At 69.4% G+C, this 13,054-nt stretch carries 12 protein-coding genes; 6 read left to right on the top strand and 6 right to left on the bottom strand.

Annotation, left to right across the window (positions count from 1 at the left end; genetic code table 11):
• The first annotated feature begins 79 nt into the window (after positions 1-79).
• The 4 genes from JQ639_RS28445 (at position 80) to JQ639_RS28430 (ending at position 5,686) form a co-directional block, all read left to right on the top strand.
• Positions 80-1,672 (top strand): class I adenylate-forming enzyme family protein, encoded by a 1,593-nt coding sequence (locus JQ639_RS28445; protein ID WP_211962717.1) that lies wholly within the window; start codon positions 80-82, stop codon positions 1,670-1,672.
• Between the two features lie 649 nt (positions 1,673-2,321).
• Positions 2,322-3,752 (top strand): aldehyde dehydrogenase family protein, encoded by a 1,431-nt coding sequence (locus JQ639_RS28440; protein WP_211962716.1) that lies wholly within the window; start codon positions 2,322-2,324, stop codon positions 3,750-3,752.
• Positions 3,753-3,870: 118 nt separating this feature from the next.
• Positions 3,871-4,608, top strand: coding sequence for an SDR family oxidoreductase (locus JQ639_RS28435; RefSeq protein ID WP_211962715.1), 738 nt, complete (start codon positions 3,871-3,873; stop codon positions 4,606-4,608).
• 109 nt (positions 4,609-4,717) lie between these two features.
• Complete coding sequence (locus JQ639_RS28430; protein ID WP_211962714.1) at positions 4,718-5,686, top strand: Ldh family oxidoreductase; 969 nt, start codon at positions 4,718-4,720, stop codon at positions 5,684-5,686.
• A 582-nt stretch (positions 5,687-6,268) separates the two neighbouring features.
• On the opposite strand, the gene JQ639_RS28425 is transcribed toward JQ639_RS28430, so the two are convergent.
• From JQ639_RS28425 to JQ639_RS28410, 4 genes are all read right to left on the bottom strand, one after another.
• Positions 6,269-6,865, bottom strand: coding sequence for a DUF6456 domain-containing protein (locus JQ639_RS28425; RefSeq protein WP_211962712.1), 597 nt, complete (start codon positions 6,863-6,865; stop codon positions 6,269-6,271).
• Positions 6,862-7,722 (bottom strand): hypothetical protein, encoded by an 861-nt coding sequence (locus JQ639_RS28420; RefSeq protein ID WP_211962710.1) that lies wholly within the window; start codon positions 7,720-7,722, stop codon positions 6,862-6,864. The genes JQ639_RS28425 and JQ639_RS28420 overlap by 4 nt, the downstream gene beginning before the upstream one ends.
• A 129-nt stretch (positions 7,723-7,851) precedes the next feature.
• A complete protein-coding gene (locus tag JQ639_RS28415) occupies positions 7,852-8,616 on the bottom strand; it encodes a helix-turn-helix domain-containing protein (RefSeq protein ID WP_211962708.1) in 765 nt (254 codons plus the stop codon).
• Positions 8,592-8,930 (bottom strand): YdaS family helix-turn-helix protein, encoded by a 339-nt coding sequence (locus JQ639_RS28410; protein ID WP_211962706.1) that lies wholly within the window; start codon positions 8,928-8,930, stop codon positions 8,592-8,594. Before JQ639_RS28410 ends, JQ639_RS28415 begins: the two co-directional genes overlap by 25 nt.
• A gap of 141 nt (positions 8,931-9,071) precedes the next feature.
• On the opposite strand from JQ639_RS28410, the gene JQ639_RS28405 reads away from it, so the two are divergent.
• Both JQ639_RS28405 and JQ639_RS28400 read left to right on the top strand, forming a co-directional pair.
• The gene (locus tag JQ639_RS28405) at positions 9,072-9,827 is read left to right on the top strand and encodes an XRE family transcriptional regulator (protein ID WP_211962704.1); all 756 of its coding nucleotides are present in this window, start codon (positions 9,072-9,074) and stop codon (positions 9,825-9,827) included.
• Between the two features lie 81 nt (positions 9,828-9,908).
• Entirely contained in the window at positions 9,909-10,583 is a 675-nt protein-coding gene (locus JQ639_RS28400; RefSeq protein ID WP_211962702.1) for a YybH family protein, read from the top strand.
• Positions 10,584-10,684: 101 nt separating this feature from the next.
• On the opposite strand, the gene JQ639_RS28395 is transcribed toward JQ639_RS28400, so the two are convergent.
• Together JQ639_RS28395 and JQ639_RS28390 are read right to left on the bottom strand one after the other, a co-directional pair.
• Positions 10,685-10,900, bottom strand: a complete 216-nt coding sequence (locus JQ639_RS28395) for a hypothetical protein (protein WP_211962700.1) — start codon at positions 10,898-10,900, stop codon at positions 10,685-10,687.
• 214 nt (positions 10,901-11,114) lie between these two features.
• Entirely contained in the window at positions 11,115-12,911 is a 1,797-nt protein-coding gene (locus tag JQ639_RS28390) for a peptidoglycan DD-metalloendopeptidase family protein (protein ID WP_211962698.1), read from the bottom strand.
• Positions 12,912-13,054 lie beyond the last annotated feature (143 nt).

The raw sequence follows: 13,054 nt of genomic DNA, 5'->3' as shown, positions 1-13,054 counted from the left end.
CGCTGCAGCGCGCCACCGCTAGGTTCCAAGGTAACGAACACGGCAACAAAGCTGACAACGATCTGGAAACGCCCCCATCATGGACTGGTTCGGCCTCGCACTTCCCGACCTGCGGCACGAAACGCGATTCGGCGACCGCATCGTTCCCGCTTTCCCCGACCGGCCGGCCAGCCTGTGGCAGATGCTGGAGGACGCCGCTGCCCGCCGCCCCGACGGCGAGGCGCTGGTGTGCGGCGACGACCGCCTGACCTGGGCCGAGGTGCGGGCACGCTCCGCCCGCGTCGCCGCCGGGCTGGCTGCGCAGGGCCTTCAAACCGGCGACCGCCTCGCGCTGCTGCTCGGCAACCGCACCGAATTCATGCTGACGCTGTTCGGCGCCGCCCGGCTCGGCCTTGTCAGCGTGGTGCTGAGCACGCGCCAGCAGACGCCCGAACTCGCCTATGCGCTGAACGACAGCGGCGCGCGGCTGATCGTCCATGAGAGCAGCCTCACCGACCGCCTGCCGCATGCGGATGCCGTGCCGGCGCTGGCCGGGCGCATCGCCGTCGGCGGCGACGGCGCACGCTTTCCCGACCTCATGGCGGCCGAGCCCTCGGCGCCGCCGGCGCGCGTCGGCGAGGAAGACACCGCGCTGATCCTCTACACTTCCGGCACCACCGGCCGGCCCAAGGGCGCCATGCTCGCCCACTGCAATCTCATCCACTCGGCGATGATCTACGAGGCCTGCCTGGGGCTGACGGCCGCCGACCGCTCGATCGCCGCGGTGCCGCTCGCCCATGTCACCGGGGTCGTCGCCAACATCATGAGCATGGTGCGCTGCGCCGGCACGCTGATCGTGGTCGCCGAGTTCAAGGCGGCGGACTACCTGCGCGTCGCCGCGCGCGAGCGTGCGACCTACACGGTGATGGCGCCGGCGATGTACAATCTCTGCCTGCTGCAGGCGGACTTCGCCGACCATGACCTCTCGGCGTGGCGCATCGGCGGCTATGGCGGCGCGCCGATGCCGACCGCGACCATCGAGAAGCTGGCGCGGGCGCTGCCGGGTCTGAAGCTGATCAATGCCTATGGCGCCACCGAGACCACCTCGCCCTCGACCATCATGCCGCCGCAGTTCACCGCGCAGCATCTCGACAGCGTCGGCTTCGCCTGCCCGGGCGCCCACATCATCGCCGTCGATCCGCAGGGGCGCGAGTTGCCGCCGGGTGAGGTCGGCGAACTCTGGATTCATGGCGGCTCGGTCATCAAGGGCTACTGGAATAATCCGAAGGCGACAGCCGAGAGCTTCACGGCCGGTTACTGGCACTCCGGCGATCTCGGTTCGGTGGATGCCAGCGGCTTCGTGCGGGTGTTCGACCGCGCCAAGGACATGATCAACCGCGGCGGGCTCAAGATCTATTCGGCGGAAGTCGAGTCGGTGCTCGCCGGCCATCCCGACGTCATCGAGAGCGCGATCGTCGCGAGGCCCTGCCCGGTGCTCGGCGAGCGTGTCCATGCCATCGTGGTCGCCCGCAACGCCACCCTCGCCGCCGACAGCCTGCGCCAGCTCTGCGCAACGCAACTGTCCGACTACAAGGTGCCGGAGACCTTCGACATCACGATCGAGCCGCTGCCGCGCAACGCCAACGGCAAGGTGATGAAGAAGCAGCTGCGCGAGCGGATGGCGGCGGCGTAAGGGGGGCGTCTTGCGGCTGTGGTGGATGGATCGATCAAAGCCAGGCCACGACGATCGGCCAAATAATCGGCCAAAAATGACCGATATGGAAACACCTCAGTTCATCGAACGTGCCCAGCTCGAAGCGGGGCCAACGCTGAGGTTTTTACCTGTGTCCTCGCCTGCCCCGGACGACGCATTCAACGACGTGGCCCTCGATCGGACGCGGAGCATTCAACCCTCATGGTGAGGAGGCGCGTATGCGCCGTCTCGAACCATGAGGCCACGGCGCCGCCACACGGGCCTCATCCTTCGAGACGCAGGCTTCGCCCGCTCCGCAGGACGAGGAGAATGACAAAGGTCAGGCCCGGCCATGACGCAGCAGATGTGGCCTGATCTGCTATTCATCCACTTCACAACCGCCTCATCACCCGCGCTATATCCCGCGGGACATAGCGTCATCGTCCTGCCATACGGATGGGTGGAGCCGCGCTGCGAGCGGAATGGCTGTCATGCAACGCCGCCGCGCCGCATTTCGCCGCATGGAAATGGCATTTCCCGCCATGGCGTGATTTGCACTGGCCGCGGCTGTTGTGCCAACATCGTTTCACCGCCCCCCATAATCGAACAAGGGCCCGCCTGAACGGGCCGAACGTCGAAAGAGGACATCATGGTCAATCGCCTGCAATTCTACATCGACGGCGCCTGGGTCGATCCCGCCGTCAAGAAGACCGTTCCGGTGGTCAATCCCGCCACGGAAGAAGCCCTGTACGACGTCGCGGTCGGCTCGAAGGCCGACGTCGACAAGGCGGTCGCCGCCGCCAGGCGCGCATTCGAGACGTTTTCGCAGACCAGCCGCGAGGAGCGCGTCGCGCTACTGACCAAGGTGATCGAGGTCTACAAGACCCGCATGAAGGACATCGGCGCCGCCGTGTCCGACGAGATGGGCGCGCCGCTCGGCTTCGCCGAAAAATTCCAGGCCGGCGCCGGCCTCGGCCACATCATGTCGACGCTGGAGGTGCTCAAGACCTATCAGTTCGAGGAGCCGCTGGGATCGGCCGTGGTGGTGCGCGAGCCGGTCGGCGTCATCGGCATGATCACGCCGTGGAACTGGCCGCTCAACCAGATCGCCTGCAAGGTCGCGCCCGCGCTCGCCGCCGGCTGCACCATGATCCTCAAGCCCTCCGAGTTCACCCCGACCTCGGCGCTGATCTTCGCCGAGATCCTGCATGAAGCGGGCGTGCCGAAAGGCGTGTTCAATCTCGTCAACGGCCTTGGCCCCGAGGTCGGCGCCGCCATGAGCGAGCATCCCGACATCGACATGATCTCGTTCACCGGCTCGACCCGCGCCGGCATCGACGTCGCCAAGCGCGCCGCGCCGACGGTGAAGCGCGTCAGCCAGGAGCTCGGCGGCAAGTCGCCGAACATCATCCTCGACGATGCCGACTTCGCCAAGGCGGTGAGCGGCGGCGTCGCCCACGTCTTCAACAACTCCGGCCAGTCGTGCAACGCGCCGACCCGCATGATCGTGCCGCTGTCGAAGATGAAGGAGGTCGCTGCGATCGCCAAGGGCGTCGCGGACAAGACCAGGGCGGGCGATCCGCGCGCGGCCGACACCACCATCGGCCCCGTCGTGTCGCGCATCCAGTGGGACAAGATCCAGGCGCTGATCCAGAAGGGCATCGACGAGGGCGCCACCCTCGTGGCCGGCGGCCCGGGCCTGCCCGAGGGCGTCAACAAGGGCTTCTATGTCCGCCCCACCGTGTTCGCCGACGTCACCAACGACATGACCATCGCGCGCGAGGAGATCTTCGGGCCGGTGATCGCGATCCTCGGCGCCAAGGACGAGGACGAAGCGGTGAAGATCGCCAACGACACGCCCTATGGCCTCGCCGGCTACGTCTCCGCCGGCACGGTGGAGCGCGCCCGCGCGGTCGGCCGCAAGCTGCGCGCCGGCAACGTCAACCTCAACGGCGTGCCCAACGAGCGCTCCGCGCCGTTCGGCGGCTACAAGCAGTCCGGCAACGGCCGCGAGTGGGGCAAGTTCGGTCTCGAGGAATATCTCGAGGTCAAGGCGATCGCCGGCTTCAACGCGGCGTAAGCGCCGCGCCGGCACAATGCCGGCGGCGCCGCCACGCCGACAGGATATGACACCAGTGCCGTGCCGGCCCCGCAGATCGCGCGGCCGGCACAGTGCTGTCAGACAAGGAAGAGCATCGATGTCGAACATCAGGGGTAAAGTCGTCGCCATCACCGGCGCGAGCAGCGGCATCGGCGAAGCCGCCGCGCGCCTGCTCGCGCAGGCCGGCGCCAGCGTGGTGCTGGGTGCACGCCGCACCGACCGGCTCGAAGCCATCGCCGGGGACATCGCCGCAGACGGCGGCAAGGCCGCCTTTCGCGCGCTCGACGTGACGCGGCGCGACGACGTCGCCGCCTTCGTGGCACATGCGCAGGAGCGCTTCGGCCGGCTCGACGTGCTCGTCAGCAATGCCGGGCTGATGCCGCTGTCGCCGCTCGACCAGCTCAAGGTCGACGAGTGGGAGCGCATGGTCGACGTCAACATCAAGGGCGTGCTGTGGGGCATCGCCGCCGCCCTGCCCGTGTTCCGCAAGCAGCAGGCCGGCCATTTCATCAACATCTCGTCGGTCGCCGGCCACCGCGTCGGCCCCGACAGTGCGGTCTATGCCGGCACCAAGTTCGCGGTGCGTGCGATCTCCGAGGGGCTGCGCCAGGAAGCCGGTGACAAGATCCGCGTCACCATCATCTCGCCGGGTGCGGTCGAGTCCGAGCTCGCCGAAACCATTTCCGATCCGGCGCTGCGCCAGCGCGTCACCGAGCGCCGCAAGGTGTCGATTTCGGCGCGCGCCATCGCCGAGGCGATGGCCTATGTCATCGGCCAGCCCGCCGACGTCGACATCAACGAGATTCTGGTGCGGCCCACAGCGCAGCCGACCTGAGCGGCGCGCCACCGCAGATCGTCACCAGCGTCTCACGGGCAGCGCAGGCCTCGCACGCGGGACCTGCGTTTCGCTGACAGGCCTTGCGCGCTCCTCCTCGGGAACATCCATGCGCATCACCATCGAGCAGGCCCGCGAGATCGCACGGCGCGCGGCACGACGCGCGGGGGCAAACGAGGCCGCCGCGACGTCGCTCGCCAACGCCACGGTCGCCGCGGAGATCAGCGGACGCGACTCGGTCGGCTTCGCCCACCTGCCCGACTATCTCGCCGGCTTCGCCGCGGGCCGCATCGCCGGCACGGCGCAGCCGGGGATCGCATTCCCGACGCCCGCGACCATCCGCGTCGATGCGCATGGCGGCATCGCCCAGCTCGGCTTCGATCTGGCCTTCGACGAGCTGCGCACGCGGGCCGCTCTCTACGGCGTTGCGATGTTCGCCCAGACCAACAGCTACACCGCCGGCGAGCTCGGCTACTACACGCGCCGCCTCGCCGAGGCCGGCCTCGTCGCGTTCGCGGTGTCCAACGGGCCGGCGTTGGTGACAGCCGGCACAAGCCGCAGCGCGGTCTACGGCACCAATCCGCTGTCGTTCGCCGCCCCTGTCGCCGATGGGCCGGCGCTGGTGATCGACCAGGCGTCGAGTGCGACCGCGTTCGTCAACATCCGCCGCGCCGCGAGCGAAGGCGGCACGATCCCCGAAGGCTGGGCCATCGACGCCGCTGGCGCGCCGACCACCGACGCGCGGCAGGCCATGAAGGGATTGCTGCTGGCGTTCGGCGGCACGCGCGGCGCCAACATCGCCCTGATGGCGGAGGTCATGGCCGCCGGCCTGACCGGCGCCAACTGGTCATGCGACGCACCATCCTTTGCGGATGGCAACGCAACGCCCGGCGTCGGCCTTTTCATTCTCGCGATCGCGCCCGCGGTGCTCGCGCCGGATTTTCCAGCCCGGCTGGTGCAGCAGATCGCCCGCCTCGCCGCCGCCGGGATTCATATTCCCGGCCGGCGCGAGATCACCGAGGAGGCGAAGCAGCAGTTGGAGCTGCCGGCAGAATTTACACCAGACGAAGACGCCTGAGCGACGCGGTAACTCCTCGCCAACCAGCCTTGCGCGAGAGTGGATATCACTCCTGCGAGCTCACGCTCGCCTTGGCTCGTTCGCTCAAGCATGCTGCCCGGCAACCTTCACAGGCCTCCGACGCCGCCCCGCGCCTCTCTCCGACACGAGGCATCCTCTGTCAGAATCAGAGTGCGGCGTCTGCCGCAGACGCTGCATGCGCACTGCCGAGCCGGCGGGCAAGATTCCGCTTCAAAAACAAGCCGACGGCGAGACCAACAGGGATCGCCAGCAAAGCATGGTCCAATGCGTTGGACAGATGGGCCCCCAAGTGGTCAAGCGTGTCCCTTGAACGCGAATCCTGTCCCGGGAATACGCCCCCGACGTAAATGCCGAATGCGACACCACACAGCACGGCCTTGCCGACTTGCCGAGGCATAACCAGCGCAAAGGCAGAACGCGCAGCCAGTCGGCAAGCGAACGTTGTCCATCCATCGAATGCCCCCAACCATCATCACCATCCATCAGGCCGGCGCAGTTCGATCTATTGTAGCCTGATTTCCCGTGAGGTGCCCATTTGCCGTGGGCACCTCAAAATCGCTCTCACCCGATGCCCCACAGCTGCGCGAGGCGATAGCCGGCGTCGCGCAGCAGCTCGGTGGCCGCGGCGCGAGCCTGCGCCGGGGTGCGCCAATTCAATGCCATGCCCGCGGTCTCCAGCGTTTGCTCGGTGCACACCACCCGCTCGACCACCAGCGCCGCGCGAAGACCGATGTGCTGCACCGCCTCGCGATAGCGCTGGCGGTGAAACACCTGGCGCTCGGTTTTCGCCATGCCGGAATAGCCGGCGGGGTCGACCGAGAAGACGCGGCTGAGGTCGACGCTGCCGACCGAAGGCTGCAGGCCGGCATGATGCCAGTGCTGCTTGAACTTCATCAGCGCCGAGTACTCGCGCCCATCGATGCCGCCGCGGGCATTGAGGCGCTCGAGCGGGGAATCGCGCAGCGTGTAGATGCGCGTGCCCTGGGCGTCGTCGCCAACGTCGACATGACCATCGGCTTTCGCGAGACGCTCCTGCGTCGGTGTGCCCAGCGGCTCGCGCGGAGTGCGCAGCCGGCCGACGCGGCGGCGCTTGGGCCGGCTCTTGCCGTCCTTGTTCAGCTTGATGTCGCCCTTGGGCGGAATGTGGAAGTGGGTCATGGCGTCGTGCTCTCGTTGATAGTGAGGGATGGCGTCGAATGGTCCGGCGACACGAACGGCATGCCGTCGGGCGCAAGGCCGAAGCGCGCCAGCAGTTCGTCGCTGGCGCGGCAGCCGGCAAGGCCGGGCGCGGGGCCGGCCCAGCGCGACCAGTGCCGCGTCGAGGCAAACAGCCGCACAGCATCCTCGATGCCGAGCCGCCCCGGCGGCCCCGGCGTGACGCGCGGCGGCGCGCGCGAGGCATGGGCCTCGCGGATCGCGGCGTCGAAATAGTTGAGGCTGGAGAGATTGGGCTTGCGGGCCACGATCTCCGACACCACCGCGAGGATGATGCCGACGTCATAGCCCTGGCTGAGCCACAGCCGCACCCGCGCCATGTCGGGCACGGCCGGCGCCTTCGCCGCAGTGAACAGCCGGGCGATCTCGCCGCGCAGCGCCGCTTCCTGCGCCGCGGCGTCGGCGAGCGGCGCCGCGACAGCAGAGCCGTCGGCGGCCTCCGGCGTGAGCGCGTCCGCACCGGCCGCCGCCTTGCGCGCATGGCGGCGGTTGGCGCGGAAGCGCCGCACCCGCTCGGTCGAACAGTCCGACTGGAACTGGCGGCCGCTCCAGTTGTGCGGCACGACGGCGCCGCCGCTGCTCTCCATCAGTCCCGCGGCGACGAGGCGCGCGACGATGTCGGCCGTCTTGCGCGGCGTCATCCGCAGCTTGTAGGCGACGACATTCATCTGCGGCAGCACGCCGCCGCTTTGCGAGGCAAGGCACCACAGATTGATCAGCGCCTTGAACAGCGCGCTCGGAAGCTGCTGCACTTTCGGATCGTCCACCAGCGTGTTGTAGACTCGAAACCATTGATGCATGCGGTCACTGCCCGGCCCGCCCTGGCGGCCGCTCCACACCCGGCCGCCCGCCCCTCGCGCCCCCGCGACGGCGACGATTCCCGTCGCGCTCGCGTCCCGCGCAAGGAGCAGGCGGCCCGGAAATCGCCGTCACGGCATCGGCTCGCCGGCCTCGAGCGCGGTCAGCAACTGATCGGTCAGCGCATCGACGTCGAGCCGCAGGTCGGCATCGCGTTGCAGCTGCTCGCTGACCTTGCGGATCGCGGCGAGAATGGTGGTGTGGTCGCGATCGCCGAACAGCGCGCCGATCTTCGGCATCGAGAGCGCAGTGAGCGTGCGGCAGAGATAGACCGCGACCTGACGCGGCCGCACGATCTCCGCATGACGCCGCGGCGACAGCAGGTCCTGCAGCGTGACGTCGTAATAGGCGCATACCGCCAGTTGAACCGCACGGGCGCTCGGCGCCGGCGGCAGCGACGCTGCGACCGCGAGCTGCGCCAGCCGCGCGGCGGCAGCGCGATCGGGCGTGCACACCGTGGTGTTGCGCCGCGCCACCGCGGGCGTCGTGGCGCGCGCCGGCAGATCATCGTCATCGGCGATCGCCGCGACCGCGCGCGCCTCGACCGGCTGCGGCTTCGCCGCGGCGGCCAGCCGCGCCAGGCGGCGCTTGCGGGCGTGATGCAGCGTGTACTGCGTCGGCGTCATCGCCATGCCGTCCTCGTCGCGCAGTTGCGCGAGGCGGTTGGCGATCTGCGCCTCGCTGCGGTGCATGCGCCGCGCGATGTCGCAGGTGTCGTGGCGCTCGGCCCACAGCCGCAGCAGGGTGCGGTCGTCGGCCGGCGTCAGCGCCGCACCGGCGGCGTCGGTGGGCATCAGGGAAGGTGCGGCGATCAGCGGCGCGCGGACGGCGGACATGACGGCTCCATGGCGGTCGGTTGCGGATAGATGTCGGGACGCAGGTCGTGGCGGCTGACGCCGCTCGCGGCTTCCACCGCCAGCACGAACTCGCCGGGAACGCCGCGCCGGCTGCGCGCGAGCCAGTACCAGACCTTGGACTGGGAGGTGCCGAGACGGGCGGCGAGAGCTTTCTGGCCGCCGACGGCGTCGCAGGCTCGCTGCAACGCCAGCTTGTGGGACGCGGACGGATCGGACGCGGCCTGACCGGCGGCGTCGGCGGCGGTCAGCGGCGGCAGTGACGTTTCCTGCAAGGACTGGTTGTTATCGGTCATGCATTCACCATCACTGAAAGATCGGTTGACCGCAACTGATAAATCAGTACAGTGGATAACCGAAAAGTTGGTAGAGCCGGCGCTGTCGCCGCTCCCGTCCCCGCCATCCCCGAGCCGGTCGCTCGCACCTCGGAGGTCATCATGAAGGAAGTGGATGCAGCAGCGTTCGGTCGCCGCATGCGGCTGCGCCGCGCCAAGCTCGGCCTGTCGCAGGAGATGCTCGCCGAGCGTGTCGGCATGAAGCAGCAGGGCATCGACGCCATCGAGCAAGGCCGCGTGAAGCGGCCGCGGCTGCTGCGCGAGATCGCCGCCGCCCTCGCCACCAGCGAGGACTGGCTGCTGTGGCGGCGCGGCGGCGAGGAGCATGGCAGCGAGCCCAAGCGCGTGCCCGCCGGTGAGGAGTTCGAGCCCGATCCGGAGATCGACGCGCCGACCACCGAGCTCGACCGCCCCTTCCCCGACGCGCTGCCGCAGATGCGCGGCCGCATCGGCGGCGGCTCGACCGGCACGGTACTGACCATCGACGTCGGCGAGATGCAGGCGCGCGAGGAGGTCGCCGACTGGTGGCGCATTCCCGCCGCCGTGCTGCGCGGCCTCGCCCGCGCCGACGTCGCCCGCACCGTCGGCTTCGTCATGGACGGCGACAGCATGGAGCCGACCATCCAGCGCACCGATGTCGTGTTCGTCGACACCAGCCGCCAGCAGATCGAGCCCGACGGCATCTGGGCGGTCGACTATGGCCTCGGCCGCACACTCAAGCGCGTCTCGGTCGAGCGCACCGACAGCGGCCTGCGCTACGTGCTGAAGTCCGACAACAAGATGTATCCCGACCAGTCGTTCGCGCCGGAGGAAGTGACCGTGTTCGGGCGCTATGTCGGACGTTTCTCGGTGTATTGAGGGCAAGGCAGCTGGCGACACCCCGAGCGTTATTGCCGGACTTGATCCGGCAATTCAGCTTTTCCTCCCGGGGGCGAGTTCGTGAAGCTGGATGCGCGGGTGACCTTGGTCCTGGCGATCCGTCGAAGACGGATCGCGCTGCCCGCGCATGACGCGGAAAGTGCGAAAGCCGTTGCGTCCTCAACGCCGGCGCCTGGCCACAGCACAGGTCGATCATTCGGACATCATTGGACTGCCCTGCGAGCGCTGCTGACAGAAACTGGCACGGCGTCGCCGTCAGGTCCGGCCGACCGCACGCATCCCGCGTGCCGGCCCGACGTTCCGGAGATGCCGATGACCGACCGCTCGACCCATGACTTCACGACCTTCATGACGCAGCGCGAGGCGGCCGCGCGCGCTTATGTCGGCGGTGATGCCGCGCCGCTCGCACAGCTCGCCGCCACCACCGATCCGGTGAGTTTCTTCGGTCCCAGCGGCGGCCATCTGACCGGCGCGACGGCGGTGACGAGCGCGTATCAGGCGGGCGCGGCCATGTTCGCCGGCGATGGTCGGACGCATCTCGAGATCCTGCAGCAGGGCGCGAGCGGCACCCTGGCGTTCTGGACGGGGATCCAGCGCGCCACCGTGCGTCTGCACGGCAAGACCGACGCCATGCCGATGGATCTGCGCGTCACTGAAATCTTTCGCCGCGAAGATGGCGCGTGGAAGCTGGTGCATCGCCACGCCGATACGCTTGTCGTGGCGCAGGCGCGCTGAAGCCGTCCAGCCGCGCGGCGGCTTCATCGCCAGGTCCAGACCGGCGCACGCCATCGCATGGCCGCGCATGCGCTGCGCGGCACGGGCGATGGCGCCCCTTCTCAGTGACCGGGCTGGCGCGTCCGCGCCGCCGACGAGAATTCGTCGGTCCGCACCGACGCCGGGCGGACCGTCGTCGGCTGGCTCGCGGTCATGGCGTGCGTCCGGGCGCTGTACTTCGACGGCGCGCTGGCGGAGGCTCCGGCCTCGGCGCCTCCAATGGCGCCCAGCGACACGATCGTCAACGCGGCGGTGATCATCACGACACGTCTCATCATTGCACGCTCCTGTTGTTCGAGCGGATCGCAACCGAGCAAATCGCAACGTGTTTCGCCGGCCTCGGTGGCCCGGCAACGCCGACTATGATCCCGGCGCAAAACCCCGGCAACAGACAACACGGGCGTGCTGAAAAGTTCGTCAGATCGCGCGGCCGGCGCGAAAAGCGTCAGCGTCGTCCCGCAGCGCAACACATGCGGCGACGAACCCGCTTCTTCAGCGCGGCGCGCCGGAGGCCTGCAACAACTGATCGGTGCGGTTGCGCGTGGTCTCGAACGCGGTCAGAAGATTGCCGTCGAGCACACGGCCGGCGCGCAGCTTGACGCGCAGCGGATCGACATTGCGGCCGTTGATGCGCACCTCGTAATAGAGGTGCGGTCCGGTCGACAGACCGGTCGAGCCGATCATCGCGATGGTCTGGCCCTGACGGACGCGGTCGCCGACCTTGAGACCGTGCGGCACGCCGGCGATATGGGCGTAAGTCGTCTCGTAGCCGTAGTCGTGGCGGATGCGGATGTACTTGCCGTAGCCCCACTGCTGATCGATCTTCTCGACGACGCCGGAGGCCGCGGCCGCGATCGGCGAGCCCATCGGCGCGGCGTAGTCGACGCCCTCATGGAAGCGGCGGTCCTGCAGCACCGGATGGGTACGCCAGCCGAAACCATCACCGAGCCGGCCAGCCGCGACCGGCTTGCGCAGCAGCGACTTGGTCACCGAGCGGCCGTCCTCGTCGTAATAGTCGGAGCTGTCGTCGTCGGGCGAGTCGAAGCGGTAGTAGCGCCGCGTCTTGCCACCGAGCGTCAATGCCGCGAACGCCAGTTCGGACTGTCCGAGCGCGTTGGGGCTGAACAGCAGCTCGACCTTGTCGTCGGCGCCGACCGGCGCGTCGAGATCGACGTCGTGTTCGCACAACCGGCCGACATCGTCGACCACTGCGCGGTCGATGTCATGGGCCTGCGCCAGCGCCAGCAGGCTGTCACGCAGGCTCGCACCGGTCGCAGGCCGCAGCCGCTGCGCGGTCGCGGTCGTGCTGCCACGGGCAGGCTCCGGCGGCGCGGCCGCGACCCTCACATAGCGCCCGGCATCGGACAGCGCGGCGGCGACGTCCGGACGCTCCGGCCGTGCCAGCCGCACCATGCGCGGACGCAGCGGCGGCGTGACACGCTCCGCCGCATGCTCCGGCGACTGCGCCGCGGCGGCGTCCTGCAGCACGGTGACCTCCTCGCCGCCGGCGAAGGCATCGCGGCTGAACCACTTGCGGGGCATCAGCAGCGTCGCGATCGCCTCGGCGTCGGACGCCGCGACACCGAGCGCGGTGAGAATCTGGTCGAGGGTGTCGCCGGCGCGCGCGACGATGACGCGGCGCTGCGGCCGCGCTGCCGCATCCTGCGCATGCTTGCGGATCACCGTGAGATTGATGGCGTCGAGCGGAATGGCGAGCGTGCCCTGCAGCCCGTCGTCGGCTGCGGCGTAGGCGCTGGCGCGCTGCTGCCCTGCCGGCCTGGCGCCGCCATAGCGAATTACCGGCGGCAGCGCGGCGGCGGCAACATTGGCCGGCGGCGACGCATGTTCCGCCGGCGGCGCGCCCTGCGGCGGCGCGACCGGCAGGTCGGCGAGCCCCGCGATGACATGGGTGAAGGGCTTGGGCCGCAGCTCGCCATCGGCGAGCTGCTCGATGCGGGAGCGCAGCATGGCGTTGTCCCCCGCCGCGGCGCTCTCGGGCGCCGGCACCGCCGCGAGGCGATCGCCGCGCGGCAGTTCGCCCTCGCCGACCGCCCGGCGCGCGAACACCGGCGCGGCGGCGAAGTGACCGCGCGTGCCGAGCACCGACCACAGGGTACCGAAGATCAATGCCGCGGAAATGGCGGCGAGCAGCAGCACCGCGGTGAGCCAGCGCGGGTTCAGCGGCAGGCCGAAGAGATGGGGATGCGGCAGCGGCGCCTCGATGTCGACATCGGGCCATGCGCCGTTCAGCGCCGGCACGCCCTCGACCAGCCCCGCAGTCCGCGTCATGCGGCGACCGCCACGACGGCAGCTCCGGCGCCCACCGGCACGCCGCGACCGCGCAACGGCGGCGACCACGGCCGGATCGCCGGCGTGCAACGGGCGACGCGAACCTGCTGGCAAACCTGCTGGCAAACCTGCTGGGGAGTCTC

Source organism: Bradyrhizobium sp. U87765 SZCCT0048, assembly GCF_018131225.1.
Classification (GTDB): Bacteria; Pseudomonadota; Alphaproteobacteria; order Rhizobiales; family Xanthobacteraceae; genus Bradyrhizobium_A.
Note: the sequence above shows the minus strand (reverse complement) of the source record. Positions and strands in the feature narration are given on the sequence as shown.

Coding starts and splice junctions, on each gene's coding strand:
- JQ639_RS28445 (WP_211962717.1), top strand. CDS start 80: ATGGACTGGTTCGGCCTCGCACTTCCCGACCTGCGGCACGAAACGCGA.
- JQ639_RS28440 (WP_211962716.1), top strand. CDS start 2,322: ATGGTCAATCGCCTGCAATTCTACATCGACGGCGCCTGGGTCGATCCC.
- JQ639_RS28435 (WP_211962715.1), top strand. CDS start 3,871: ATGTCGAACATCAGGGGTAAAGTCGTCGCCATCACCGGCGCGAGCAGC.
- JQ639_RS28430 (WP_211962714.1), top strand. CDS start 4,718: ATGCGCATCACCATCGAGCAGGCCCGCGAGATCGCACGGCGCGCGGCA.
- JQ639_RS28425 (WP_211962712.1), bottom strand. CDS start 6,865: ATGACCCACTTCCACATTCCGCCCAAGGGCGACATCAAGCTGAACAAG.
- JQ639_RS28420 (WP_211962710.1), bottom strand. CDS start 7,722: ATGCATCAATGGTTTCGAGTCTACAACACGCTGGTGGACGATCCGAAA.
- JQ639_RS28415 (WP_211962708.1), bottom strand. CDS start 8,616: ATGTCCGCCGTCCGCGCGCCGCTGATCGCCGCACCTTCCCTGATGCCC.
- JQ639_RS28410 (WP_211962706.1), bottom strand. CDS start 8,930: ATGACCGATAACAACCAGTCCTTGCAGGAAACGTCACTGCCGCCGCTG.
- JQ639_RS28405 (WP_211962704.1), top strand. CDS start 9,072: ATGAAGGAAGTGGATGCAGCAGCGTTCGGTCGCCGCATGCGGCTGCGC.
- JQ639_RS28395 (WP_211962700.1), bottom strand. CDS start 10,900: ATGATGAGACGTGTCGTGATGATCACCGCCGCGTTGACGATCGTGTCG.
- JQ639_RS28390 (WP_211962698.1), bottom strand. CDS start 12,911: ATGACGCGGACTGCGGGGCTGGTCGAGGGCGTGCCGGCGCTGAACGGC.